The sequence below is a fragment of the Pseudomonas sp. TE3899 genome (genome assembly GCF_056279105.1).
In genome coordinates, this window is record NZ_JBWBQR010000001.1 from 2,162,574 (window position 1) to 2,184,533 (window position 21,960).

Sequence of the window (21,960 nt, forward strand, 5' to 3'; positions counted from 1 at the left end):
GGGTCGCGAAGCGGCCCTCTCTACCTAAAAAGAAGGGACTGCTTCGCAGTCCAGCGGGAGTAAGCTCCCTCGCCACAAGGTGTTCGTCAGCCATATAAAGCTGTGACTTTTGATCCCATCATTTCTTTCGATCATTCACATCACGAAAGCGAATTTTTCATTTCCCCCCGACCTGTTCACGATGGCACCACCTAAAACAGCTCGGATGAACCTCTCATGAATATCAACACAGCGCTTGCCTGCCTGATCGTGGTGTCCTTTGCCATTGCGCTGGGCCACGCCTGACTACGCTATTTCGCGTCGCCGTCACGGGGTTTGTAAAACGTGAACAACCCGATCTGGGCCGTCTTGATGTACTCATGCGCCCAATCCGGCTTCACGGTCCGGTCATGAAAATACATCGCGCCATGGGTGCGATCCGGTAGTTGCTTGTTCAGCGCCTTGCGCGCGATTTCCTTGGCCATCGCATAGGGCACGTCTTCCTGGGCCGTGTCCGGTTTGCCGTCGCACCACCAGGAAAACTGGCAGGCGTGCTTTTCCGAGCCTTGCTTGACGATCCCGCACACCGTGTCCGGAAAGCCCGCATGACCGAGCCGGTTCATCACCACGTTAGCGACCGCTTCCATGTCGGCGGAGTCCTTGCCCTTGGCTTCCCAGTAAATACTGCGGGCCATGCAGGTGATGGCTTCGTCCAGCGGCGCAGTGCCTGCCGGGTCGACAGCCTGGACTTCGGATTGGGTGATGGTCTCGGCCTTTTTCGGCGCCGGTGCCGTGCTGCCTTTGTCGGCGGCTTTCTCTTCCAGTACCTGGGCCTTGTCCACGGCCACTTCTTTTTTTTGCTCCTGGTCGTCAGCGAAAACCTGGCCTGCAAGCAGGGTGGCGGCAAGGCAGGTGGCTATCCACGGGAGGCGCATGATGGGCTGGCTCTTCAGGGCGTCGGCGGGCGACTTCGCTTCATTGTAGTCGGCAAATCATTGGAAAAGGCAGTGCCCTGAACGGGGCGAAATCGCGCATCATGGGCGCAGTCCGTTCAAGGGGGATTTTCATGCGCGTCCTATCATCTGTTTTGTGTGTTGCGGCGTTGTCGTCAGGCCTGGTGTTCGCTACCAGTGCCTTGGCCACTGACGAGACGCAACTGGTTCAGTCGATCAATACCTATCGCAGCCAAGTGCAGCGCTGTGGCGGTCAGGCATCGCCGGAGTTGCCACCGCTGGCGGCCGATCCACGGCTGGTGCTGTCCGCCACGCAGAACATCGACCTGCAACAGGCGATGGCGCAAGCGAAGTATCCGATGGTCAACGTGCAGGCGATCACCCTGTCCGGCCCGCGCGATGCGACGTCGGCCATGAAGGCCGTGCAGGAAAGCTTCTGTCAGGTGGTGTTGAACCCGCAATTTATCGATGTCGGCGTCAGCCGCGAAGGCAGCCAGTGGCGCATCGTCCTTGCGCGTCCGCTGTTGAGCGGGCGCCTGGGCGATGCTTCCGCTGAAGGTCAGAAGCTGCTGGAATTGCTTAACGCCGCGCGCGCCCAGCCGCGTCAGTGCGGCGGCCAGCCGTTCGCCGCCACCACGCCGCTGGCCTGGAACGCCACCTTGGGGGCGGTCGCCGAAGTCCACAGCCGTGACATGGCCAACAATAACTACTTCGATCACAAGGGTCGCGACGGCAGTACCCCAGGTGACCGCGCGGAACTGGGCGGCTACATCGCGCAGCAGATCGGCGAAAACATCGCCGCCGGCCAAGACACTACCCGCAAAGTCGTCGATGGCTGGCTCGGCAGCCCGGGGCACTGCGCCAACCTGATGAACCCGCAGTTCCACGAACTCGGTGCGGCGTATGCGGTGGACCCGAAAAGTGATGGCGGGATCTACTGGACGGCGATGTTCGGGACGCAGTAAGTCTCAAGCACACCCGTCCCCGTAGGAGCAAAGCTTGCTCGCGAAAGCGGTCTGTCAGTCACATCATTGCCGGATGTGATGCCGTCTTCGCGAGCAAGCTTTGCTCCTACGGAAGCGGTGCTTGATCGTTCCCACGCAGAGGGTGGGAACGATCAAACGCGCGCACCTATTCCCCGCTACTGTAAGCAAACCGCCGGTCTATGAAAAAGGCTCACCTCTTGAGCGATACATTCGCAAAACCCCAAGCCGTACCCCTACGCGAAGCCTTCCTCTTCTGGCTCAAGCTCGGCTTCATCAGTTTCGGTGGCCCGGCCGGGCAGATTTCGATCATGCATCAGGAATTGGTCGAGCGTCGGCGCTGGATGTCGGAGCGGCGTTTTCTACATGCGCTCAACTACTGCATGTTGTTGCCCGGCCCGGAGGCGCAACAGTTGGCGACGTACATCGGCTGGCTGATGCACCGGACCCTGGGCGGCGTGATGGCCGGTGTGCTGTTTGTGTTGCCGTCGCTGTTTATCCTGATTGGCTTGTCCTGGGTGTACATCGCCTTCGGGGATGTGCCGGTGGTGGCCGGATTGTTTTATGGGATCAAGCCGGCGGTGACCGCGATTGTGCTGCAGGCGGCCCATCGAATCGGCTCGCGGGCATTGAAGAACGGGTGGTTATGGGGGATCGCAGCAGCCTCATTCGTGGCCATTTTTGCGTTCAATGTGCCGTTTCCGCTGATTGTGCTGGGGGCGGCCGTGATCGGTTATTTCGGCGGACGGTGGGTCCCTGAGAAATTCAGCAACGGCGGCCACCGCGCAGCGAACGCCTCCTACGGCCCGGCACTGATCGATGACGACACCCCGACACCTGAACATGCCCGTTTCAGTGCGATGAAACTGCTGCGCCTGGCACTGATCGGCGCCGTCCTGTGGGCATTGCCGATGGGCGTGCTCACCGCGTTGTTCGGGTGGGACGGCACCTTGACCCAGATGGGCTGGTTCTTCACCAAAGCTGCGTTGCTGACCTTCGGTGGTGCCTACGCGGTGTTGCCGTATGTGTATCAGGGCGCGGTCGGTCACTATGGCTGGTTGACGCCGACGCAGATGATCGATGGTCTGGCGCTGGGCGAAACCACGCCCGGGCCGCTGATCATGGTGGTGGCCTTCGTCGCTTTTGTCGGCGGCTATGTGCAGCAGGTGTTCGGCGCCGAGCACCTGTTCCTCGCTGGCGCCCTCGCCGCCACACTGGTCACCTGGTTCACCTTCCTGCCGTCATTCCTGTTCATCCTCGCCGGCGGGCCGCTGGTGGAGTCGACGCACAACGAACTGAAATTCACCGCGCCGCTGACGGCCATTACCGCCGCCGTGGTCGGGGTAATTCTCAACCTGGCAGGTTTCTTCGGCTACCACGTGCTCTGGCCCAACGGCTTCAGCGGCCACCTCGACTGGCCTTCGGCGCTGATCGCGATGGCTGCGGCGGTCGCGTTGTTTCGCTTCAAGCGCGGAGTGATCGAGGTGTTGATCGGCTGTGGGTTGATCGGCCTGGCCGTGCATTTGTTGCACTAGCGCTTAAACCGCCATATCGGCTTGCACCACTTCGATGCCCAGCCGCTGATAGTCCTCGACATTGCCCGACGCCAGATGACGCTCGGTGATCAGCGTCTGGATACGTCGGCAAGGCGCAACCACAAAGGGCTCCACCGCGCCCAGTTTGTCCGCCGTGGTCACCGCCACCACATGGGCCGCGCTGTCGAGCATCGCCTGCTTCACCGGTACTTCATCGAAGTGCAGCGAGCTGATGCCGACCTCGGGATGAATCGCGCACACCCCGGTGAACAGCAAATCCGCCTTGATCCCTTGAAACAGCCGCAACGTGTCATGCCCGCTCGCCGACATCGTCGCCGGATTGAGCTGACCGCCGGCCAGGATCACCTTGATGCCTTTGAATTCCGCCAGGGTGATCGCGATCATCGGCGAGGCCGTAACGGCAGTAATGGTGATATCCGCCGGCAACGACCGGGCAATCTGCAGCGTGGTCGAGCCGGAATCGAAAATCACGATCTGGCCAGCCTGCACGTACCGCGCGGCCAGTTGCGCCAGGTGGGTTTTCACTTCATCGGTTTCGCTGACACGGGTGAAGTAGTCCTTGCCGCTGTCCTTGGGCCGCGGCAATGCCCCGCCGTGCACCCGCTGCACCAGGCCCGCGCTGTCCAGTTCCGCCAGATCACGGCGGATGGTGTCTTCGGACACGGCGAAATGCTGGCTGAGTTCGGAGGCCATGACCTTGCCGTCACGTTCCAGAATCAAGAGGATTTTTTGTCGGCGCAGGGAAGGAAGTTCGATGACCGGATGCATGTTTATGCCTGATCTTGCGGGTTTGTGCAAGGTTAGCCAAAGCGCGGCATAAAAACAATCGAAGCGGTGGTGAATTTGTTTTCTGGCAACCTGCGGGACGCCGTAGCGTCGTGACCCTTTCCCCTGAGCCATCAGCCATGCTTTTTCCCCTCGTGTCGAACGGATCCCCAGTCGCGCCCAAACCGCCCGACAGCACCGCGAACGGGCACACGGCGCCCTGCGCGGTGTTCTGCGCTGATGGCGACGAAGGCACTTTTGAAGCGCAGGTCGTGGATCACTTATCAGCGGTCTTGAGAAACAGGCGGAAAGACTGAGGCAACAATCGCCTCAGTTAGTCGCCACCCGCGCCACATTGCCCGAGGTCACCAACGCCTTCAGCGACGCATCGAACTGTTTCAACGCATTCACCTGCAACTCGGTCTGCTGGTCGATTTGCGCGGCAATCTCGGGTGCCGCTTTGCCGTGGACCCAGACCGAAGGCATTTGCTGTTCGCGGGAGCCTTCGGCCTTGCCGATGTATTGCAGGTTCGCGTCGTAGAACTTGGCGAGGAATCGCGCTTCGACCTGGTTGTTGCGCTTCGAAACCAAGCGACTGTAAGTGTCCAGCATCACCACCACATCCGGGTGCGCAGCCACCAGCGCATCAAGGTTGTCGTAGACGGTGACCGAGGCGAATTGTTTCTGCAGCGAACCCATCAGCCAGTTGATCGCCAGCGTCGGATCGGAGCTTTTGATGAAGGCATTGCTGATGCGCGAATCGAGGGCGGCGTTCTTACTGCCGTTGACCGCGACCGAATGGTAGTTCTCAAGGTATTGGAGGGTGTTGACGGTGTTTTCGCTGTAGAGCACGCCCACCGATTGAGAATGTTGCAGGTTGGCGCTGCTATCCCCCATCGGCACGAAATGACAAGCCTGCGGGTCAGCGGCGTAGGCCGGGGCGGTGGCGGCGAAAGCGCCGGTCAGTACGGCGACAAGGGCGAAAGCAGTTGAGAGTCTCATCGCGCAGGTTCCTTCAGAAGCGAGATCGGTATGACGCTATCCTCCTCCGATGCTGAAAAAACAGAACTCGCATTTTCTGATGATGACTATCGATTGAACGAATGGTCAGGAAAGCCCGGCGTTCAGGCCTGCCAGAGATCTCCACCGCCTCCGCCATCCTCGTAGGAGCGAGGCTTGCCCGCGAAGGCGTCCGCGAGCGCAACGCCTAAACATGTTTAACGACGACCGTTTAAAGACACTCAGTGTTACGTCATAAACGGCTACAACGCCTTGCGCCGTTACCTACGCGTACGCCAGAATCCGCCGGCTTGTGCGTCTAGTGCCTGAGCTTTATCGTTTCCCCGTCGCTGAAAAACAGCGATCGGGTTTGGTAGCCCGGTGTACTGGCGCATAGCCGAATGCAGACGCTTTCTTAGGTCGATGCTTTTTGGTGGCCATGCGCAGGGTCCCTTCGGGGCGCCGGTTCCAGTACTCCGGTCTACCAACCTGTGTATGGCCACCACCTCCTCGTTTGGTAGCGAAAGTGATGGCTCCTATTAGCTAGTACTGGAGTTTCATCTATGTTCAAAGTTACACCCAATCCCCCGAATGCCGGTCCAGTCCCCTGAGACGCCTCTTTCGAGATTGCCCCCAAGAAAATGAAAGAGGCCGCCGACCGCGCGCTCAGCCATTACCTCAACCCCGGGGCGACGAAAACGCAGATACCGCCCCGCAGTTCCGGCACCTTCTTCACCATCGACGCAGCGGTGGATGACGAAACGTTGCTGGTCGAGGTCTACGAATCGTTATCAACGGCCCGCAAGATGGTCAACGATCTCGTCGAGCTGACGGAGGGCCCGCGACGCCACACGATGCTGGTGTTGCATCGGTCGCTCCTGATGGGTGAGATGGCGGCCGATCGGATGCTGGATAACCACAAGCCCGGCTAATCGCCCGGCCCTGTAGGAGCAAAGCTTGCTCGCGATGGCGTCCATAAGATCGCTATCGCGGGCAAGCCATGCTCCTACATTCGTTTGAGGGTGTTCACAGAATTCGTGGCCGACACCGCTCGCTCCTACACAGATGTGCAGAGGACGCAGCAGTTGCCTATCGGGCTAAAAAGCAGCTTGCCCGATACATATGGACATCCGTATATTCGGACTTCCACACCTCTAAGACGCCCCCCATGCTCAGCCCTCCCGCCCTCTACAAATGCCTGTCCGACGAAACCCGCGCCCGGGCCACTCTGCTGATCACCCGTGAGGGCGAGTTGTGCGTCTGCGAGTTGGTCTGTGCGCTGGACGACAGCCAACCAAAGATCTCGCGCCATCTGGCGCAGCTGCGGGCATGCGGCCTGCTGCTTGATCGACGCCAGGGGCAATGGGTGTATTACCGGCTCAATCCCGAACTGCCCGCCTGGGTTCGCGCGGTGCTTGAAACCACATTGCACGCCAACGCCGACTGGCTTGAGGAAAACACCGCCCGCCTCAATCAGATGAGCGACCGCCCACTCAATACCGCAGCGTGCTGCTGACCTGACCCATCGGAGTTTCCATGCGCGTTCTATTCATGTGCACCGCCAATAGCTGCCGCAGCATCCTTAGCGAAGCGATGTTCAATCATCTGGCGCCGCAGGGCTTCGAAGCGGTCAGCGCCGGCAGCTTTCCCAAGGGCCAGGTCCTGCCGCGCAGCCTGATCACCTTGCAAGAAGCCGGGATTGCCATCGAAGGCTTGAGCAGCAAAGGCAACGACGCCTTCGAAGCCAACCCGCCGGACGTCGTCATCACGGTCTGCGACAAGGCGGCCGGTGAGGCTTGCCCCGTCTACTTCGGCCCGGCGCTGAAAGCCCATTGGGGACTGGAAGATCCATCGGAGGTGTCGGGCGACGAAGCCGCGGTATCCGCCGCCTTCCAATCAACCCTGGCACGTATCGAAACCCGCTGCAGAGCCTTCCTCGCCCTGCCCTTCGCCGAACTTGATCGCGATGCCTTGAAGCGGGAACTCGACCGCATCAGCACCTTGTAACTGGAGCCTTTCATGACTCACCCGCTGCCCAATCTCGACACCTCACTGATTCAAACTCCTGATCAAACCGGTCCGCACAAACCACGGATTTTGCTGCTGTACGGCTCGACCCGCGCCCGCTCCTTCAGTCGCCTGATGGTCGAAGAAGCCGCGCGTTTGCTCGAACACTTCGGCGCCGAGACGCGGATCTTCAACCCCTCCGGTTTGCCACTGCCGGACGATGCGCCGAACGATCACCCGAAAGTCCAGGAACTGCTTGAGCTGATGCAATGGTCCGAAGGCCAGGTCTGGTGTTCGCCGGAGCGTCACGGCTCGATGTCGGCGGTGTTCAAGGCCCAAATAGACTGGGTGCCGCTGGCCATCGGCGCGATTCGCCCGACCCAGGGCAAGACCCTGGCGGTGATGCAGGTGTGTGGCGGCTCGCAATCCTTCAACGTGGTCAATCAACTTCGCGTGCTTGGGCGCTGGATGCGCATGTTCACCATCCCCAATCAATCCTCGGTGCCCAAAGCCTATCTGGAGTTTGACGAGGGCAACCGCATGAAACCCTCGGCGCTCTACGACCGGGTAGTGGATGTAATGGAGGAACTGGTCAAGTTCACGTTGCTGCTGCGCGATCGCCCCGACCTGGTTGATCGCTATTCGGAGCGCAAGGAGTGCGCCGAGGAACTGACCCGGCGGGTGAATCAGCGCTCGATTTGAACCAGGCGTCGTAAACCCTCGCCCCCATCAATGACCGACCACCGCCGCACCGCCCTGCCGTTGCCCCTGCGGAAAACCATGCACCCGCGCGCCAACGGCAATCCATAACCCCGCCAGCAATAACACCAGCAATACCCACGGAAACGACACGACACCGACCTGATCGAGCAGCACACCACCGAACAGACCGGCGATGGCGATCGCGCCGTTCCAGGCCACGACGTTCATGGACAAGGCAACGTCCGCGCCCTCGCCCGCCGTATCAGCCAGTGCGGTCTGCAGCAGTGTCGCGGCGCCGCCGAAGGTCAGGCCCCAGACAAAGGTGCCGACATAGATGACGATCACGGATTGGGAAAAGAACCCGAAAACGCAGGCTGTCGCGGCGAACGTGGCGAGGCTGAGCAACACGGCGTTGCGCAGATACCGGTCCACCAACCGCCCGGTGATCCAGATACTCAGCAACGCGGCGATGCCGAACACCAGCAGCACCAGATCGATATCGCTGGCCAGCCCGGCCGGGGTCACGAACGGCGCGACATAGGTATAAAGAATGTTGTGCGCCAGCATCCAGGTCATCACCACCCCGAGGACCGGGCGCACGCCTGGGGTGAAAAACACCTGCTCGGCACAGCCCACCGCCGTTTCTGCGCCACTGGCCGAGGCCCGGGCTCGCAACCGGGCGGGCATTATCGTCTGCATCGAACGCGCGATTGCTCAGGGCGAACTGCCGGTCACTACCGACACCAAAGCCCTGGCCGCCATGTTTGACAGTTTTCTGTTGGGCTTGACGGCGCTGGCCAGAGACGAGATTCCCCATGCGGTGATGGATGCGTCGGTGACTCAGGTCATGGCGGTGTGGGATGCCTTGAGTGCGACCACGGCGCGGTGATAAACCCTCTCTGCACACATTGATCTGGCGTGTTACGACCGCAACACGCCAATCGCCCGCCGATACTTCTCAACCCGCTCCAGATCGTCCCATGACGGCTGCGCAATCCGCGACAAGTCGCTGTTTTCTTCCAGGTCCGCGAGTTTGACCACTCGGCCTATCGGGTTCAGCGCTGCGCGTTCGACGAACGCCTCATAGGATTCACCCTCAACTTTGGTGACCGATGCAATCGCCTCTAACACCGCTTCGCTGAAACCTTCCTGGCGCAGCGCTTCGAGGCTGATGCCGGTGTCTTCGACCACGTCGTGCAGCACGGCGACGATCCGCTCTTCCAGGGTCGTCACCCGCAACATGACTTTCAGTGGATGCAGGATGTAAGGCGATCCACCCTTGTCGACCTGCCCTTCGTGGGCGGCCGCGGCGATTGCAATGGCCCGTTCCAGGGTCTGGCTCATCGGGTTGCTCCTCAATTAAACGCCGTAGCGGCCGGTGATGGAAAAGTTGCGTTTGAACCAGCCGGCGGTTGAACCCCACAGGCTCGGTGGCTTGGCGTGCTGTTTGAGGATCATGGCGACGATAGTCGACTGATCAGCAGCGTGATGGGCATCCACCAGTGCGGCCACCCAGCCACAGCCGGATTTTTCCAGGTGCTGGCGCCAGTCACCGGGCCAGGCCTCAAGCTCCGCAACCGCTAGCCATATCGCCCCGCCCTGCTCGCAATGCCCGCCGCCAATCGACTGTTCGAAACACAACGGTTTGTCGGGCCTGGACGGGTCGATGTGAAAAACATAAACATCGTGATGCTGATGTTGCGGCGTCGGGGCGTTGTTCTGACTACCGATTGTGATCATGGCCACTTTCCATCCTTGGTCATCGGGGAAAGCCGCCAGCTTAAAGGCCTAAAGCTTATAAGTCACATACCGCCCACGCCCGGTTTTCTTCGCTTGGTACATCACGCGGTCGGCAGCCAGCAGCAGCGTGTCGGCGGAACTTTGCCCGTCGCCCAAGGCGATGCCGATCGACACACCGACAATGCATACCGTGCCGGAAATAAAAAACGGTGCGCTCAAGGCCTCGATGCATTGGGTCGCCACGCGGCTGAGGGTCTGTTCGGCGTCGACGCCCAGGTCGCTCAGCAGCACGACAAACTCATCGCCGCCAATGCGCGCGAGGGTATCGCTCTCGCGCACCACGGACGAAAAGCGCCGCGCCACCTGGCGCAACACCTCATCGCCCGCCTCGTGGCCCAACGTGTCGTTGATGTGTTTGAAACCATCGAGGTCCATGAACAACAGGCCAACCTGGGTACCGGTGCGTCGCGCCAGGGACAACACCTGCCGAAGGCGACCGGAGAGGTGATGGCGGTTGCACAGGCCCGTCAGGGTGTCGTGATGGGCGATTTTCTTTAGTTCATCCTGTTTGTCATTCAACTTGAGCAACAGCCGATTGAACGCCGAAATCAAGTGCCCGACTTCATCATCACGCACCACCGCCAGGGGCGCGTGGGGCAGTTCATCGCGGGTCATGCGATCGGCCTGCTCGGCAGCACGGAACAGGTGGCGGAACACAAAATACAGACCAATGGAGGCGAACGTGGCGAAAAACAGAATCGAGAACACCGCGCCCTTCATCAGGAAATGCTGGGTGCGCGTCACGGTGGCAAACGCCTCGCTGGCGGGCAAACGGGCGACGATGAACCAATTGGCGCTCGGAACGGCGGCGATGGCGGCGACTTCCTCGACCCCTTTTGAATTGAGGGTCAGCCCAGTGCCGCGAAACCCCGCCATCGCCCGGTCATGCAAGGCATTGACGCCGGGGGCCGACGTTGGATTGAGTCGCACATCACGGCTGGAAGACTCGATATACAAGCGGCTATCGGGGAACACCAGCAGAAAATCCCCGGTGGCATCGCCGACGCGACTCTGCAGCAACGAATCCAGCAGCCCCGTGGCGCCCAGTACGCTGACGCCGACCAAAACCGCCTGGACTTCACCGGCGGCATTCTTGATGGGCGCGGACATGGGCAGGATCGGCGTCTGGGTCGCCTTGTCGAGCGCCGGTTGACCGATCAACGAGCGCCCCGCCAGCCCTGCCCGGATGTAATCACGCTCGGCGAAGTCGGTATCCACCGGTTCCGGGAAATTCGCCAGTAAACGCCCTTTGCCGCTGACGATGAACAAATCTGCGGTGAACAGCGTTTGGAACTCGTAATGCGCTTTCAGCCACGTTTGCAGCTGCTGCGGCTGCGTCAGGAGATCGGTCGGAACCGAATCGGCCAGGCGATCCAGCATCAATTGACGCTGGACGAGTTTGTAGTCGATGTCCTTGGCAACATAGGTGGCGAGGGTCAATTGCTGGCCTTCAACCACACTGCTCAGGTCTTCACGCAGGAAATTGGTCAAGACGTAATAACGCACCACGGCACCAAAAATGACCATGCACAGCGCTAGCAACAGCAATCGGGTGACGATGCTGTGAGCGATACGGGTGAAACGCAACGGCGCGTGATGATGTTTTGGCATCATCGAAGTGTATCTGAATATGATTGCGCTTTTTGCAATACTCCAACCCCGGTGCAAGATGGCGAAAATCGTCGAGGACTACGTGTGACCCAACACCGAATCAGCCTGATCATGCCCGCCAGCGCAGCCGACGCCTTCGAAGCCTTCCACAATCACACGGTGCGCATGCAGTGGGACACCCTGTTGGCCCGCGCCGGGGTCGAAGGTGGCGGCATCCGCCCGTATATCGGCGCAATCACGTTCAATGAAGGACGAGGCTGGAAACGCTACTTTTCCATGCGCACCCGTTTCGTCAACTTCCAGCCGGGACAGGTCGCCGCAGCCTTGTTGGTCGAGCCTGAGGGCGTGTTTGCGTGGTGGGCCGCGTCGATGCGTCATCGTGATCTGGGTGACAACCGGTCGGAGTTGATCTACACCTTCAGCGTCCGCCTACGACCGCGTTGGCTCGGCGGGTTGCTGGACCCGCTGGCCAATCGTATTTTCGAGCATGAAACACGTCAGCGCTTCGCCGCGATGGCCGCGTTTCTACAGACCAAAAAACAACAATAAGGAGTTGAAAATGCCTGAACTGAACCTGCACCCCAAAGCCGCCGAGTCCTTGAAGCAATGGCACGCGATGATCCGCCAGGGCGACTTGCAGGCCTTGCCCGAGTTGCTGGACCCAAAAGCCGTGTTCCGCTCGCCCATGGCGCACACGCCATACCCGGGAGCAGCCGTGGTGGCGATGATTCTGAACACCGTGGTCGACGTTTTTGAAAACTTTGAATATCACCGCGAATTGGCGACAGCGGACGGGTTGAATGTCGTACTCGAGTTCAGCGCGCAGGTCGGCGGCAAGGAGCTAAAAGGGATCGACATGATCCGGTTCAATGGGGAAGGCAAAATCGTTGAATTTGAAGTGATGGTCCGGCCATTGAGTGGCTTGCAAGCCTTGGGCGCCGAAATGGGCAGCCGACTGGGCGCTTACCTGGCGGCCAGCAAAGCCTGATCGGTGCTTTTGACTGAACATCGTCCCTGTGGCGAGGGGGCTTGCCCCCGTTGGGGTGCGAAGCGCCCCCAGTTTTCAGGGCTGCTGCGCAGCCCAACAAGGGCTTGCCCCCTCACCACAGGTATTGGTCCCCTTTTAAAGGATCTGCGCCGCGACCGCGGCCTTGTCGATGACCGACCAGACGTTCCAGATCTTCCCGTGTTTGAACTCATAAAACACATTCTCGCTAAACACCACCCGCCGCCCGTTCACCGGCAAACCGAACAGTTCTCCCACTGGCGTGCAGTCGAAACACAGCCTGGCGGCGATGTGTGGCGGGTCGGCGATGAGGCGTTCGATGACGAAGCGCAGATCCGGGATCGAACGGAAATCGCGCTCCAGCATCACCCGATAGCCGGATAACCCGATGCGCTGGCCGTTGTAATGCGCGTCTTCATCCACCAATTGGCCCAGGGCGGGCCAGTCCTGGCGGTTGAGGCAGTCGATGTAGGCGCGGTAGGTGTCGCTGAGTGTTTGTCTGTTCATGGCTCAATCTCTCCCTTTTAACCTGTGCAAGCCAGGGCTCAACGCTCTGCATCCGTTATTTATGCTCAGTTCCCAACTTAATAATATTTTACCGATACCGGGGTGAACCCTAGTCTTGAGCCCAAGAGATGGCAGGCCATAACCGACCTGACTCCCACTTCGAAGGGTAAAGAGATGACCACTGAAACAATAAAAATAGACACGCTGATCGTTGGCGCCGGTCAAGCTGGCGTGGCCATGAGTGAACACTTGAGCAAACTCGGTGTGCCGCACCTGGTGCTGGAGCGCAATCGTATTGCCGAACGCTGGCGCACCGGGCGCTGGGATTCGTTGGTGGCCAATGGTCCGGCCTGGCACGATCGCTTTCCGGGTATGGAGTTCGACGATCTGAGCCCCGACGGCTTTGCCCCGAAAGAGCGGGTGGCCGATTATTTCGAAGCCTACGCCAAGAAATTCAACGCACCAGTCCGCACTGGCGTGGACGTGTTGAAGGTCGAGCGCAATGTCGGTCGCCCGGGTTTCACGGTTGAAACCTCCGAAGGCGTGATCGAAGCCAACCGTGTGGTGGCCGCCACCGGGCCTTTCCAGCGCCCGGTGATCCCGCCGATTGCACCGAAAGACGCGCCGTTCACCCAAATCCATTCCGCTGAATACCGCAACCCGCAGCAACTGCCCGAAGGCGCGGTGCTGGTGGTGGGTGCAGGGTCGTCGGGGGTGCAGATCGCCGATGAATTGCAGGCTGCCGGCAAGAAGGTGTACCTCTCGGTCGGCGCTCACGACCGCCCGCCTCGCGCCTACCGCAACCGTGATTTCTGCTGGTGGCTGGGTGTGCTCGGTGAGTGGGATCAAGCGGCGATGAAGCCGGGGCGCGAGCACGTGACCATCGCCGTCAGCGGCGCCCATGGCGGTCGCACCGTGGACTTCCGAGGCCTGGCCCATAGCGGCATGACCCTGGTCGGCCTGACCCAATCGTTCAATGGCGCCGTGGCGACCTTCCAGCGCAACCTGGCGGAAAACCTGGCCCGTGGCGATGAGAACTACAAGGCACTGCTCGATGCCGCCGACGCCTACATCGAGCGTAATGGCCTGGACCTGCCGGAAGAACCGGAAGCCCGGCACACCTTCCCGGACCCGGACTGCGTGACGAACCCGATTCTTGAGCTCGACCTGGTCAAGGCCGGCGTCACGTCGATCATCTGGGCCACCGGTTTTGCCACGGATTACAGCTGGCTGAAGGTCAACGCGTTCGACGACAACGGCAAGCCGCAGCATCAGCGTGGCGTGTCGAGCGAGCCTGGCGTGTATTTCCTCGGCCTGCCGTGGCAGTCACGGCGTGGTTCGTCGTTTATCTGGGGCGTCTGGCATGACGCCAAGTACGTGGCCGACCACATCGCCATCCAGCGTTCATACCTCGACTACCGCGATGCCGACCAGCGTGCCGCCGACACCGCCCCGCTCGCCCACAAAACCATCGTCAGCGCTTAATTCTTTTGCAGGAGCTTCACATGGCCACGCCAACCCACACTCGCATCCGCATGTTCAACACCAAGGAAACCTACCCGAACCAGAGCCTGGACAATGACCTGTGCCAAGCCGTCCGCGCTGGCAACACCGTGTATGTTCGCGGCCAGGTCGGGACCGATTTCGAGGGCAACCTGGTGGGCCTCGGCGACCCGCGTGCGCAGGCCGAGCAAGCCATGCGCAACGTCAAACAGCTGCTGGAAGAAGCCGGCAGCGACCTGAGCCACATTGTGAAAACCACCACTTATCTGATCGACCCGCGCTACCGCGAGCCGGTGTATCAGGAAGTCGGCAAGTGGCTCAAAGGTGTGTTTCCGATTTCGACCGGGTTGGTGGTGTCGGCGCTGGGGCAACCGCAGTGGTTGATGGAGATTGATGTGATTGCGGTGATTCCGGAGTAAGTACCGGTAGACCGAGGCGCGGCGTTCGCGGGCAAGCCTCGCTCCTACAGGGGAACGCATTCCAAATGTAGGAGCGAGGCTTGCCCGCGAAGGCGCCCGCCCAGACAACACTTTCTCCAAGGCCAGACAAGGAGCAAAACCCATGACCTTCTCCATCACCGCCCGCTGCCCCGACACCGGCCAGCTCGGTATCGCCATCAGTTCTTCCAGCATCGCCGTCGGCGCCCGCTGCCCGTGGCTGCTGCCCGGCGTCGGCGCGGTTTCGACGCAAAACATCACGTTGCCGTCCCTCGGCCCGGAAACCCTCGCCCTCATGGAGCAAGGCCTCGCGCCCGCAGATGCGCTGGACAAAGTCCTGACCCGCAACGGCTACAGCCAATATCGCCAGGTCACCGCGATTGACCACCTCGGTCGCACCGCGCATTTCAGCGGCTCGGAAACCCTCGGCACCCACAACGCCGTATCCGGCGAGCATTGCGTGGCGGCCGGCAACATGCTGGCGGACCGGTCGGTGATCGAGGCCATGGTCCGCGCCTTTGAGCAAGGCGAAGGTCAGTTGGCCGATCGCTTGCTGGCGGCGATGCAAGCGGCCATCGCGGCCGGTGGTGAAGCCGGGCCGGTGCATTCGGCGGCGATGGTCGTGGTCGGCGAACTGACCTGGCCGATCATCAACCTGCGGGTGGATTGGGCGGATGAAGACCCGATTGGCCAGTTGGGACAATTGTGGGACGCCTATCGCCCGCAGCTTCAGGACTACATCGACCGCGCCCTGGCGCCCGACAGGTCCCCAGGCTACGGCGTCGCCGGAGACGACCGATGAGCGCCAGCCGCGATTTGCTGGAAACGCTGGTGGCGTTCGACACCACCAGCCGCGAATCCAACCTGCACCTGATCGAGTTTGTCCGCGACTACCTCGCCCGCTTCGAAGTGCCGTGCGAACTGGTCTACAACGACGAGCGCAGCAAGGCCAACCTCTTCGCGACCATCGGCCCGGCGGATGTGCCGGGCATCGTGCTGTCGGGGCACACCGATGTGGTGCCCGTCGACGGCCAGCCGTGGACCGTGACGCCTTTCGCACTCAGCGAGCGCGACGGCAAGCTGTACGGGCGCGGCACGGCGGACATGAAAGGCTATATCGCTTGCGTACTCGCCCTGGTGCCGGCGCTGGTGAAGGCCACGCTGCGGCGGCCGGTGCACATCGCGCTGTCCTACGATGAAGAAGTCGGCTGCCTGGGCGTGCGCTCGCTGCTCAAAGTGCTGGAACAGCGCCCGGTCAAACCGATGCTGTGCATCATTGGCGAGCCGACCGAGCTCAAACCGGTGTTGGGTCATAAGGGCAAACTGGCGATGCGCTGCGACATTCATGGCCAAGCCTGCCATTCGGCGTACGCGCCGCTGGGGGTCAATGCGATTGAATACGCCGCCGAACTGATCGTTGAACTGGGGCGAATTGGCCAGCGGCTCAAGGCGCCGGAGCATCACGACGGGCGTTTTGATCCGCCGTTCAGCACGGTGCAAACCGGGGTGATCTCCGGTGGCAAGGCGTTGAACATCGTGCCCGCTGATTGCCGTTTTGATTTTGAAGTCCGCGCCCTGCCCTCGTTTGATCCAAACGATGTGGCGCAGGAGCTGAAGACTTACGCCGAGCAGCAGGTCCTGCCACGCATGCGCGCCGTGAGTGAGCAGAGCGATATCCGCTTCAGCGAGTTGTCGGCGTATCCCGGTTTGGTGACTGATGAGCGCAGCGAAGCGGCTGAATGGATCGCAGCCTTCTCGGGTTCCCGGGAGTTCGGGACAGTGGCGTTCGGCACTGAAGGCGGACTGTTTGATGCGGTAGGCATTCCAACGGTAGTGTGTGGTCCAGGCAGCATGGATCAGGGCCACAAGCCGGACGAGTTCGTCAGCGTCGAGCAGTTGAACGGCTGCGATGCCCTGCTGCAACGGATGTTGGCATCGATCAGTTAAGGATCAGGCCCGACGCTCAGGTATAGAGTCGGGCCAATTCTTCCTGGCAGTAATCCACGAACAACTGCACCGGTTTGGTCAGTTGCGACCGTCTGAGCCACGCCGCCGACAATCCCGAACCGGTCACCGTTTCGGCGAGCGGGATGCACACCAGTTGTTGCCCGTCATAGGTGTACGGCGAGAACGGTTTGGTCACCAGAATCGAAAAGCCAAAACCGCGCCCGACCATGCCGCGCACCATCTCGATCGACGGCGAGCTGAAGACGATGTGCGGGGTCAGCCCGCGCTCTTCGAAAATGCTCACGAAGTAGGTTCGGCTCGGCACCACGTCGAGCAAAATCATCGGCTCCAGCACCAGGTCGTCCAGCGACACTTTTGCTTGTTGCGCGAAGCGATGGTCCGCTGGCAGCAGAGCATAGGGCTGCTGCGGCGGCATCAGGGGAACGGTCTCGATCGTGCTGTCCAGGTCGTGTTCGAACAGCATCGCCAGGTCGATGCTGCCGGCGGTCAGGGCCTGCACCAGTTCCTGCTGTTCGCCGTCGCGAATGCGGATTTCCACCCCCGGCCAGCGCTCCTTGAACCCGGCGATCAAGCGTGGCAGGTACAGCGGCGCGACGGTCTCAAAGCAGCCGATATCGATCTGCCCGGCCACCACGTCGTTGTCCGCCAGGGCGTTCTGCTCAAACTCGTGGGCGACCCGCAACAGCTCCAGCGCCTTGCGGTAAAACCGCGAGCCGCTGGGCGTCAGCGAAACACCCTGGGCGTGATGGCGGATAAACAGCTGCACGCCGAAGCTTTCTTCCAGATGTTTGATCGCTGTCGACACCGACGGCTGGGCGATATACAGCTTGCGCGAAGCTTCCGCCACGCTGCCGCACTCGGCGGTGGTGACGAAATAGCGCAGCTGTCGCAGGTTGTAAGCGGCCATGCGGACCCTCCAGAAAACACACACCACACGCATATCCTGTAGGAGCAAGGCTTGCCCGCGATAGCGATCTCGCAGACGCCATCGCGGGCAAGCCTTGCTCCTACAGAGGGCGGTGTTGGCTGGTTAACCGCGCGAACACCGCACCCAGAACATACCGGACCCACCCAAACCACGGGCATATATTTTTTAAGGTTTAAGGCAACAAACTTACTAATTTATCTATCCCAGTGCATTGCACATCATCACTCCAACAAGAAAAGCGTCGCCCATGCGGCGCTCACCGAAGTACGTCCACGTACTCACTTTGCCTTGGAGTTCGTCATGGTCACCTCTGCAACAACCTCCGCCCCGCTGATCGAGAAACACACGATCGGCTACGTTCCCCCGGAAGATCGCCATGGAAAGGTCCGGGACCTGTTCACTCTCTGGTTTGGCGGCAACATCGCGCCGCTGCCCATCGTCACCGGCGCCCTCGGTGTGCAACTGTTCCACCTGAACCTGGTGTGGGGCATCGTCGCCATTCTGGTCGGGCATCTGGTCGGCGGCGTGCTGATGGCGCTGCACTCGGCGCAAGGCCCGCAGATGGGCATCCCGCAGATGATCCAGAGCCGCGCCCAGTTCGGCTCCCTCGGTGCGCTACTGGTGGTGCTGATCGCCGGAGTCATGTACATCGGCTTCTTCGCCTCCAACATCGTCCTCGCCGGCAAGTCCTTGCATGGCGTGGTCGACAGCGTGCCGGTGCCGGTGGGCATCGTTATCGGCGCCCTCGGTTCGGGCATCATCGGCATCATCGGCTACCGCTTCATCCACGTGCTCAACCGCATCGGCACCTGGGTGCTCGGCGCCGGCATCGTGCTCGGCTTCGGCTACATCTTCACCCACGTGCAGACCGCTGACTTTCTCACCCGTGGCAGCTTCAACATCTCCGGCTGGCTCGCCACCGTGTCGTTGGCGGCGCTGTGGCAGATCGCGTTCGCGCCGTACGTCTCCGACTACTCGCGCTACCTGCCGGCCGACATACCCGTGGCCTCGACCTTCTGGACCACCTACCTGGGCACCGTGCTCGGCTCCAGCCTCTCGTTCATCTTCGGCGCCGTCGCCGTCCTCGCCACACCGGTCGGCATGGACACCATGGACGCGGTCAAACTCGCCACCGGTTCCATCGGCCCCTTGATGCTGGTGCTGTTCCTGCTCAGCGTCATCAGCCACAACGCCCTCAACCTCTACGGCGCCGTGCTGTCGCTGATCACCCTGATCCAAACCTTCGCCTACCGCTGGATCCCCACCGCCAAGAGCCGCGCCGTGCTCTCGATCATCGTCCTCGGTGCCTGCTGCTTCGCCGCTGTCGGCGCCTCGGCCGACTTCATCGGCCACTTCGTCGACATGGTGCTGGTACTGCTGGTCGTGCTGGTGCCGTGGACCGCGATCAACCTGATCGACTTCTACGCGATCCACAAAGGTCAGTACGACATCGACTCGATCTTCCACGTCGATGGCGGGATCTATGGCCGCTACAACCCACAGGCGCTGTTGGCCTATGCGATCGGGATCATCGTGCAGATTCCATTCATGAACACGCCGCTGTACGTCGGGCCGATTTCCGAGCACATCAACGGCGCGGATCTTTCCTGGGTGGTGGGGCTACTGATTACGTCGCCGCTGTATTTCTGGTTGGCGAGTCGGGACAGTGCTTATAAGCGTCGGTTGTCCACCGGGAAACTGGCGAGCGCCGGGTAAGCGCTAATGCAGATTTTTCAAGCGTAAAAAAAACCCGCACTGAGTTGCGGGTTTTTTCTATTCTTGCCTTCAGCCCCCCAAACCGGACATCCATATGCCCAGCCCCGAATCCACCCTGCTCCAGAGCTGGCACCACAACGCCCAATCCTGGATCGAAGCCATCCGCAGCGGCACGCTCGAAAGCCGTGTCCAGGTCACCGACCAGGCCATCCTGCTGGCGATACTCGGCCGGCAGCCCGAGCGCGTGCTCGATCTGGGCTGCGGCGAAGGCTGGCTGTTGCGGGCGCTGGCTAAACGGGGCATTGAGGCGGTCGGGGTGGATGGCGACGGGACGCTGGTCGAGGCGGCGCGGGCGGCGGGGTCAGCGCCGGTGCATGTGGCGAGCTATGAACAGTTGGTCGAGGCACAGGTGGATATTGGCAGTGGCTTTGATTTGATCTGCGCCAACTTCGCTTTATTGCATCAGGACATCATTCCGCTGCTCGCCGCCATGAACGCCCTGCTCGCCCCCGGCGGTGCGCTGGTGATCCAGACGTTGCACCCCTGGACCGTGGCGGCGGGCGATTATCAGGATGGCTGGCGGGAAGAGACCTTTGCCGGGTTCAAGGGCCAATGGCAACCCATGCCGTGGTACTTTCGCACCTTGTCCAGTTGGCTCAATGCGCTGGACATGGCCGGGTTTCGGCTGGCCGGCCTGCAGGAGCCGCAGCACCCGCAAAGCCCTGTGCCGCAGTCGTTGCTGTTGGTGGCCGAACAACGGGGGTGATCTGTCCCTACGAACTGTCCATCCGCGGTCCATGTGATCACGGCAAGCACACTAGATAAGGTCCGTCTCATGAGCAAAGCGTCCTACGTTCCGCCCAAGGTCTGGAAAAATAACGCACCGTCCGGGGGCCAATTCGCCAGCATCAATCGGCCGATTGCCGGGCCGACCCATGACAAGGCGTTACCCCTGGGCAAGCATCCGTTGCAGCTGTATTCGCTGGCCACGCCCAATGGCGTGAAGGTGACCATCCTGTTCGAGGAACTGCTGGCGCTGGGGCACACCGGCGCCGAGTACGACGCCTGGCTGATCCGCATCGGCGAAGGTGATCAGTTCTCCAGCGGCTTTGTCGAGATCAACCCGAACTCGAAGATCCCGGCATTGCTGGACCGCAGCGTTGAACCTGCGATTCGCGTGTTCGAGTCCGGTTCGATCCTGCTGTACCTGGCGGAAAAGTTCGGCGCCTTCCTGCCGACTGATCCGGCTGGACGCACCGAAACCCTGAACTGGCTGTTCTGGCAAATGGGCGCGGCACCGTACCTGGGTGGCGGTTTCGGGCATTTCTACGCCTACGCGCCGGAGAAGCTTGAGTACCCGATCAATCGCTTCACCATGGAAGCCAAGCGTCAGCTGGATGTCCTCGATCGTCGTCTTGGTGAAAGCCCTTACCTGGCCGGTGACAGCTATACCATCGCCGATATTGCGGTCTGGCCCTGGTACGGCCAACTGGTGCGCAATAACGTGTACTCGGCGGCCGAGTTTCTCTCGGCCCAGGAATACACCCATGTGCAGCGCTGGGCCGAGGAGATTGCCAAGCGGCCGGCGGTCATCCGTGGGCAACGCGTCAACCGCACATGGGGCGACGAGGCGAGCCAGGTGCCTGAACGGCACCAGGCCGATGATCTGGCTTAGCTGATCACGTCGACGGCTGGATCGGGCTCACTCGATCCGGCCGCCGGCGCCATGATTTCGCGCAACGACATGGATTTGAAGGCCTCGACCAGGCCGCGCCCCTCCTCCGGGGCACAGGAAACGGCCAAGCGCATGGTCGCCTCTCCGAGATGCCAGATCAGAAACGCCGACTCCCGAACCTGTCGCGCATCACTGCCCGGAAACACCCGCAGCATCGCATCACTCAATATCCCGCCTGCCACACGACTCTCCTGCAACTCCAGCGCCATCAGCTGTTTGTCCGCCTGCATCCCGGACCAGATATCCCGCATGGCCGGTGTCGCCAGAACGATTTCGTAATACAGATCGAGCAACTCGGAATACGCCGTTCTCAGTCCTTGCGCGTCCTCAACGGCGCCCAGCGCCTCTTCGATACAACGACGGCTTTCAGCGTTATAGCGCTCGGCCAGCGTGCGAATCACCGAGCTTTTGTCCGGAAAGTACTGATACAGCGAGCCGATCGAGATCTCTGAACGCTCGGCAATCTCACTCATCTTGACCTGGTCACTGCCCTTGCTCGCGATCAAATCAGTGGCGACGGCGAGAATCCGCTCCTGGCGGTCGCGGCTGCGTTGCTGCGTGGGATTGCGCCGCGTCGGCTCTGCAACAGACGGTTCGACGGTATCGAGGGTTTTCTTGGGCACTGGCGTATATCTCCCGGACGAGAACATGACATAGGCTCACTTTAGCATCGGACCGATACCGGGCCACCACGGGGTTTTTGCCGTACGTCGGGCTCGGCAATTCTGCCCGTTGACAGTAAAACATGAGGGACTATCATCTTTTAAACGTGAGCATCACTCACATTAACCCGAAGGAGATGAAA

At 61.0% G+C, this 21,960-nt stretch carries 25 protein-coding genes and 1 pseudogene; 16 read left to right on the plus strand and 10 right to left on the minus strand.

Translation table 11 applies throughout. The features are described from left to right. Positions 1 to 290: 290 nt before the first annotated feature. On the minus strand, positions 291 to 914 hold the full coding sequence (locus tag ACZ89E_RS09600) for a cell wall hydrolase (RefSeq protein WP_476255478.1): 624 nt from the start codon (positions 912 to 914) through the stop codon (positions 291 to 293). Positions 915 to 1,045: 131 nt separating this feature from the next. Here ACZ89E_RS09600 and ACZ89E_RS09605 point away from each other — a divergent pair, with 131 nt between their 5' ends. After that, positions 1,046 to 1,897, plus strand: a complete 852-nt coding sequence (locus ACZ89E_RS09605) for a CAP domain-containing protein (RefSeq protein ID WP_149658442.1) — start codon at positions 1,046 to 1,048, stop codon at positions 1,895 to 1,897. 218 nt (positions 1,898 to 2,115) lie between these two features. Further along, positions 2,116 to 3,450, plus strand: a complete 1,335-nt coding sequence (gene chrA / locus ACZ89E_RS09610; RefSeq protein ID WP_463260347.1) for a chromate efflux transporter — start codon at positions 2,116 to 2,118, stop codon at positions 3,448 to 3,450. Between the two features lie 3 nt (positions 3,451 to 3,453). Here the strand turns inward: chrA and ACZ89E_RS09615 are convergent, their stop codons facing one another. Both ACZ89E_RS09615 and ACZ89E_RS09620 read right to left on the minus strand, forming a co-directional pair. Continuing rightward, positions 3,454 to 4,239 carry a DeoR/GlpR family DNA-binding transcription regulator gene (locus tag ACZ89E_RS09615; RefSeq protein WP_149658444.1) on the minus strand — a complete coding sequence of 262 codons (786 nt, stop codon included), beginning with the start codon at positions 4,237 to 4,239 and terminating at the stop codon, positions 3,454 to 3,456. Positions 4,240 to 4,566: 327 nt separating this feature from the next. Further along, positions 4,567 to 5,238, minus strand: a complete 672-nt coding sequence (locus ACZ89E_RS09620; protein ID WP_476255479.1) for an ATPase — start codon at positions 5,236 to 5,238, stop codon at positions 4,567 to 4,569. Positions 5,239 to 5,876: 638 nt separating this feature from the next. Here ACZ89E_RS09620 and ACZ89E_RS09625 point away from each other — a divergent pair. The 4 genes from ACZ89E_RS09625 to arsH all read left to right on the plus strand — a co-directional run bounded on the left by ACZ89E_RS09625 (position 5,877) and on the right by arsH (position 7,944). Beyond that, positions 5,877 to 6,167 carry a DUF6124 family protein gene (locus ACZ89E_RS09625; RefSeq protein WP_476255480.1) on the plus strand — a complete coding sequence of 97 codons (291 nt, stop codon included), beginning with the start codon at positions 5,877 to 5,879 and terminating at the stop codon, positions 6,165 to 6,167. Between the two features lie 236 nt (positions 6,168 to 6,403). Beyond that, positions 6,404 to 6,751 (plus strand): metalloregulator ArsR/SmtB family transcription factor, encoded by a 348-nt coding sequence (locus ACZ89E_RS09630; protein ID WP_133836008.1) that lies wholly within the window; start codon positions 6,404 to 6,406, stop codon positions 6,749 to 6,751. Positions 6,752 to 6,771: 20 nt separating this feature from the next. Then, positions 6,772 to 7,242, plus strand: a complete 471-nt coding sequence (locus ACZ89E_RS09635) for an arsenate reductase ArsC (RefSeq protein WP_476255481.1) — start codon at positions 6,772 to 6,774, stop codon at positions 7,240 to 7,242. A 12-nt stretch (positions 7,243 to 7,254) separates the two neighbouring features. Beyond that, positions 7,255 to 7,944: an arsenical resistance protein ArsH gene (arsH, locus tag ACZ89E_RS09640; protein ID WP_133836006.1), complete on the plus strand. Its 690-nt coding sequence runs from the start codon at positions 7,255 to 7,257 to the stop codon at positions 7,942 to 7,944. Positions 7,945 to 7,971: 27 nt separating this feature from the next. On the opposite strand, the pseudogene ACZ89E_RS09645 reads toward arsH, so the two are convergent. After that, positions 7,972 to 8,565, minus strand: a pseudogene (locus ACZ89E_RS09645) (MFS transporter); the annotation flags it as partial. Here ACZ89E_RS09645 and ACZ89E_RS09650 point away from each other — a divergent pair. Further along, positions 8,495 to 8,833 (plus strand): TetR family transcriptional regulator C-terminal domain-containing protein, encoded by a 339-nt coding sequence (locus ACZ89E_RS09650; protein ID WP_476255482.1) that lies wholly within the window; start codon positions 8,495 to 8,497, stop codon positions 8,831 to 8,833. The pseudogene ACZ89E_RS09645 and the gene ACZ89E_RS09650 sit on opposite strands and share 71 nt — an antisense overlap. A 32-nt stretch (positions 8,834 to 8,865) precedes the next feature. Here the strand turns inward: ACZ89E_RS09650 and ACZ89E_RS09655 are convergent, their stop codons facing one another. From ACZ89E_RS09655 to ACZ89E_RS09665, 3 genes are read right to left on the minus strand one after another with little or no spacing between them, the layout of a single operon-like run. After that, entirely contained in the window at positions 8,866 to 9,288 is a 423-nt protein-coding gene (locus tag ACZ89E_RS09655; protein WP_133836003.1) for an HD domain-containing protein, read from the minus strand. 15 nt (positions 9,289 to 9,303) lie between these two features. Beyond that, positions 9,304 to 9,684: a hypothetical protein gene (locus ACZ89E_RS09660; RefSeq protein ID WP_133836002.1), complete on the minus strand. Its 381-nt coding sequence runs from the start codon at positions 9,682 to 9,684 to the stop codon at positions 9,304 to 9,306. A 48-nt stretch (positions 9,685 to 9,732) separates the two neighbouring features. Then, positions 9,733 to 11,358 (minus strand): sensor domain-containing diguanylate cyclase, encoded by a 1,626-nt coding sequence (locus ACZ89E_RS09665; protein ID WP_476255483.1) that lies wholly within the window; start codon positions 11,356 to 11,358, stop codon positions 9,733 to 9,735. Positions 11,359 to 11,466: 108 nt separating this feature from the next. On the opposite strand from ACZ89E_RS09665, the gene ACZ89E_RS09670 reads away from it, so the two are divergent. Further along, on the plus strand, positions 11,467 to 11,904 hold the full coding sequence (locus ACZ89E_RS09670; protein WP_476257034.1) for a hypothetical protein: 438 nt from the start codon (positions 11,467 to 11,469) through the stop codon (positions 11,902 to 11,904). A 10-nt stretch (positions 11,905 to 11,914) separates the two neighbouring features. Continuing rightward, positions 11,915 to 12,343, plus strand: a complete 429-nt coding sequence (locus tag ACZ89E_RS09675) for a nuclear transport factor 2 family protein (protein WP_476255484.1) — start codon at positions 11,915 to 11,917, stop codon at positions 12,341 to 12,343. Positions 12,344 to 12,478: 135 nt separating this feature from the next. Here the strand turns inward: ACZ89E_RS09675 and ACZ89E_RS09680 are convergent, their stop codons facing one another. Continuing rightward, positions 12,479 to 12,868, minus strand: coding sequence for an ester cyclase (locus ACZ89E_RS09680; RefSeq protein WP_476255485.1), 390 nt, complete (start codon positions 12,866 to 12,868; stop codon positions 12,479 to 12,481). A gap of 138 nt (positions 12,869 to 13,006) precedes the next feature. Here ACZ89E_RS09680 and ACZ89E_RS09685 point away from each other — a divergent pair, with 138 nt between their 5' ends. From ACZ89E_RS09685 to argE, 4 genes are all read left to right on the plus strand, one after another. Further along, positions 13,007 to 14,353 carry a flavin-containing monooxygenase gene (locus ACZ89E_RS09685; RefSeq protein WP_476257035.1) on the plus strand — a complete coding sequence of 449 codons (1,347 nt, stop codon included), beginning with the start codon at positions 13,007 to 13,009 and terminating at the stop codon, positions 14,351 to 14,353. A gap of 20 nt (positions 14,354 to 14,373) precedes the next feature. Beyond that, on the plus strand, positions 14,374 to 14,790 hold the full coding sequence (locus ACZ89E_RS09690; RefSeq protein ID WP_140667693.1) for a RidA family protein: 417 nt from the start codon (positions 14,374 to 14,376) through the stop codon (positions 14,788 to 14,790). Positions 14,791 to 14,932: 142 nt separating this feature from the next. Further along, positions 14,933 to 15,610, plus strand: a complete 678-nt coding sequence (locus ACZ89E_RS09695) for a DUF1028 domain-containing protein (protein ID WP_476255486.1) — start codon at positions 14,933 to 14,935, stop codon at positions 15,608 to 15,610. After that, positions 15,607 to 16,755, plus strand: a complete 1,149-nt coding sequence (gene argE / locus ACZ89E_RS09700) for an acetylornithine deacetylase (RefSeq protein ID WP_476255487.1) — start codon at positions 15,607 to 15,609, stop codon at positions 16,753 to 16,755. Before ACZ89E_RS09695 ends, argE begins: the two co-directional genes overlap by 4 nt. 16 nt (positions 16,756 to 16,771) lie before the next feature. On the opposite strand, the gene ACZ89E_RS09705 is transcribed toward argE, so the two are convergent. Then, complete coding sequence (locus ACZ89E_RS09705; RefSeq protein ID WP_213939365.1) at positions 16,772 to 17,683, minus strand: LysR family transcriptional regulator; 912 nt, start codon at positions 17,681 to 17,683, stop codon at positions 16,772 to 16,774. A 321-nt stretch (positions 17,684 to 18,004) separates the two neighbouring features. Between ACZ89E_RS09705 and ACZ89E_RS09710 the strand changes: the two genes are divergently transcribed. The 3 genes from ACZ89E_RS09710 to yghU all read left to right on the plus strand — a co-directional run bounded on the left by ACZ89E_RS09710 (position 18,005) and on the right by yghU (position 21,095). Continuing rightward, complete coding sequence (locus ACZ89E_RS09710) at positions 18,005 to 19,420, plus strand: purine-cytosine permease family protein (RefSeq protein ID WP_476255488.1); 1,416 nt, start codon at positions 18,005 to 18,007, stop codon at positions 19,418 to 19,420. Positions 19,421 to 19,514: 94 nt separating this feature from the next. Continuing rightward, positions 19,515 to 20,186: a class I SAM-dependent methyltransferase gene (locus ACZ89E_RS09715; RefSeq protein WP_476255489.1), complete on the plus strand. Its 672-nt coding sequence runs from the start codon at positions 19,515 to 19,517 to the stop codon at positions 20,184 to 20,186. A gap of 69 nt (positions 20,187 to 20,255) precedes the next feature. Beyond that, entirely contained in the window at positions 20,256 to 21,095 is an 840-nt protein-coding gene (yghU, locus tag ACZ89E_RS09720) for a glutathione-dependent disulfide-bond oxidoreductase (protein ID WP_476255490.1), read from the plus strand. On the opposite strand, the gene ACZ89E_RS09725 is transcribed toward yghU, so the two are convergent. After that, the gene (locus ACZ89E_RS09725) at positions 21,092 to 21,805 is read right to left on the minus strand and encodes a TetR/AcrR family transcriptional regulator (protein ID WP_476255491.1); all 714 of its coding nucleotides are present in this window, start codon (positions 21,803 to 21,805) and stop codon (positions 21,092 to 21,094) included. The genes yghU and ACZ89E_RS09725 overlap by 4 nt on opposite strands. Between the last annotated feature and the right edge of the window lie 155 nt (positions 21,806 to 21,960).

Excerpts from the sequence above, each read along its gene's own strand:
- ACZ89E_RS09600 (WP_476255478.1), bottom strand. The coding sequence starts at position 914 with ATGCGCCTCCCGTGGATAGCCACCTGCCTTGCCGCCACCCTGCTTGCA.
- ACZ89E_RS09605 (WP_149658442.1), top strand. The coding sequence starts at position 1,046 with ATGCGCGTCCTATCATCTGTTTTGTGTGTTGCGGCGTTGTCGTCAGGC.
- ACZ89E_RS09615 (WP_149658444.1), bottom strand. The coding sequence starts at position 4,239 with ATGCATCCGGTCATCGAACTTCCTTCCCTGCGCCGACAAAAAATCCTC.
- ACZ89E_RS09620 (WP_476255479.1), bottom strand. The coding sequence starts at position 5,238 with ATGAGACTCTCAACTGCTTTCGCCCTTGTCGCCGTACTGACCGGCGCT.
- ACZ89E_RS09625 (WP_476255480.1), top strand. The coding sequence starts at position 5,877 with ATGAAAGAGGCCGCCGACCGCGCGCTCAGCCATTACCTCAACCCCGGG.
- ACZ89E_RS09630 (WP_133836008.1), top strand. The coding sequence starts at position 6,404 with ATGCTCAGCCCTCCCGCCCTCTACAAATGCCTGTCCGACGAAACCCGC.
- ACZ89E_RS09635 (WP_476255481.1), top strand. The coding sequence starts at position 6,772 with ATGCGCGTTCTATTCATGTGCACCGCCAATAGCTGCCGCAGCATCCTT.
- arsH (WP_133836006.1), top strand. The coding sequence starts at position 7,255 with ATGACTCACCCGCTGCCCAATCTCGACACCTCACTGATTCAAACTCCT.
- ACZ89E_RS09650 (WP_476255482.1), top strand. The coding sequence starts at position 8,495 with ATGTTGTGCGCCAGCATCCAGGTCATCACCACCCCGAGGACCGGGCGC.
- ACZ89E_RS09655 (WP_133836003.1), bottom strand. The coding sequence starts at position 9,288 with ATGAGCCAGACCCTGGAACGGGCCATTGCAATCGCCGCGGCCGCCCAC.
- ACZ89E_RS09660 (WP_133836002.1), bottom strand. The coding sequence starts at position 9,684 with ATGATCACAATCGGTAGTCAGAACAACGCCCCGACGCCGCAACATCAG.
- ACZ89E_RS09665 (WP_476255483.1), bottom strand. The coding sequence starts at position 11,358 with ATGATGCCAAAACATCATCACGCGCCGTTGCGTTTCACCCGTATCGCT.
- ACZ89E_RS09670 (WP_476257034.1), top strand. The coding sequence starts at position 11,467 with ATGCCCGCCAGCGCAGCCGACGCCTTCGAAGCCTTCCACAATCACACG.
- ACZ89E_RS09675 (WP_476255484.1), top strand. The coding sequence starts at position 11,915 with ATGCCTGAACTGAACCTGCACCCCAAAGCCGCCGAGTCCTTGAAGCAA.
- ACZ89E_RS09680 (WP_476255485.1), bottom strand. The coding sequence starts at position 12,868 with ATGAACAGACAAACACTCAGCGACACCTACCGCGCCTACATCGACTGC.
- ACZ89E_RS09690 (WP_140667693.1), top strand. The coding sequence starts at position 14,374 with ATGGCCACGCCAACCCACACTCGCATCCGCATGTTCAACACCAAGGAA.
- ACZ89E_RS09695 (WP_476255486.1), top strand. The coding sequence starts at position 14,933 with ATGACCTTCTCCATCACCGCCCGCTGCCCCGACACCGGCCAGCTCGGT.
- argE (WP_476255487.1), top strand. The coding sequence starts at position 15,607 with ATGAGCGCCAGCCGCGATTTGCTGGAAACGCTGGTGGCGTTCGACACC.
- ACZ89E_RS09705 (WP_213939365.1), bottom strand. The coding sequence starts at position 17,683 with ATGGCCGCTTACAACCTGCGACAGCTGCGCTATTTCGTCACCACCGCC.
- ACZ89E_RS09710 (WP_476255488.1), top strand. The coding sequence starts at position 18,005 with ATGGTCACCTCTGCAACAACCTCCGCCCCGCTGATCGAGAAACACACG.
- ACZ89E_RS09715 (WP_476255489.1), top strand. The coding sequence starts at position 19,515 with ATGCCCAGCCCCGAATCCACCCTGCTCCAGAGCTGGCACCACAACGCC.
- yghU (WP_476255490.1), top strand. The coding sequence starts at position 20,256 with ATGAGCAAAGCGTCCTACGTTCCGCCCAAGGTCTGGAAAAATAACGCA.
- ACZ89E_RS09725 (WP_476255491.1), bottom strand. The coding sequence starts at position 21,805 with ATGTTCTCGTCCGGGAGATATACGCCAGTGCCCAAGAAAACCCTCGAT.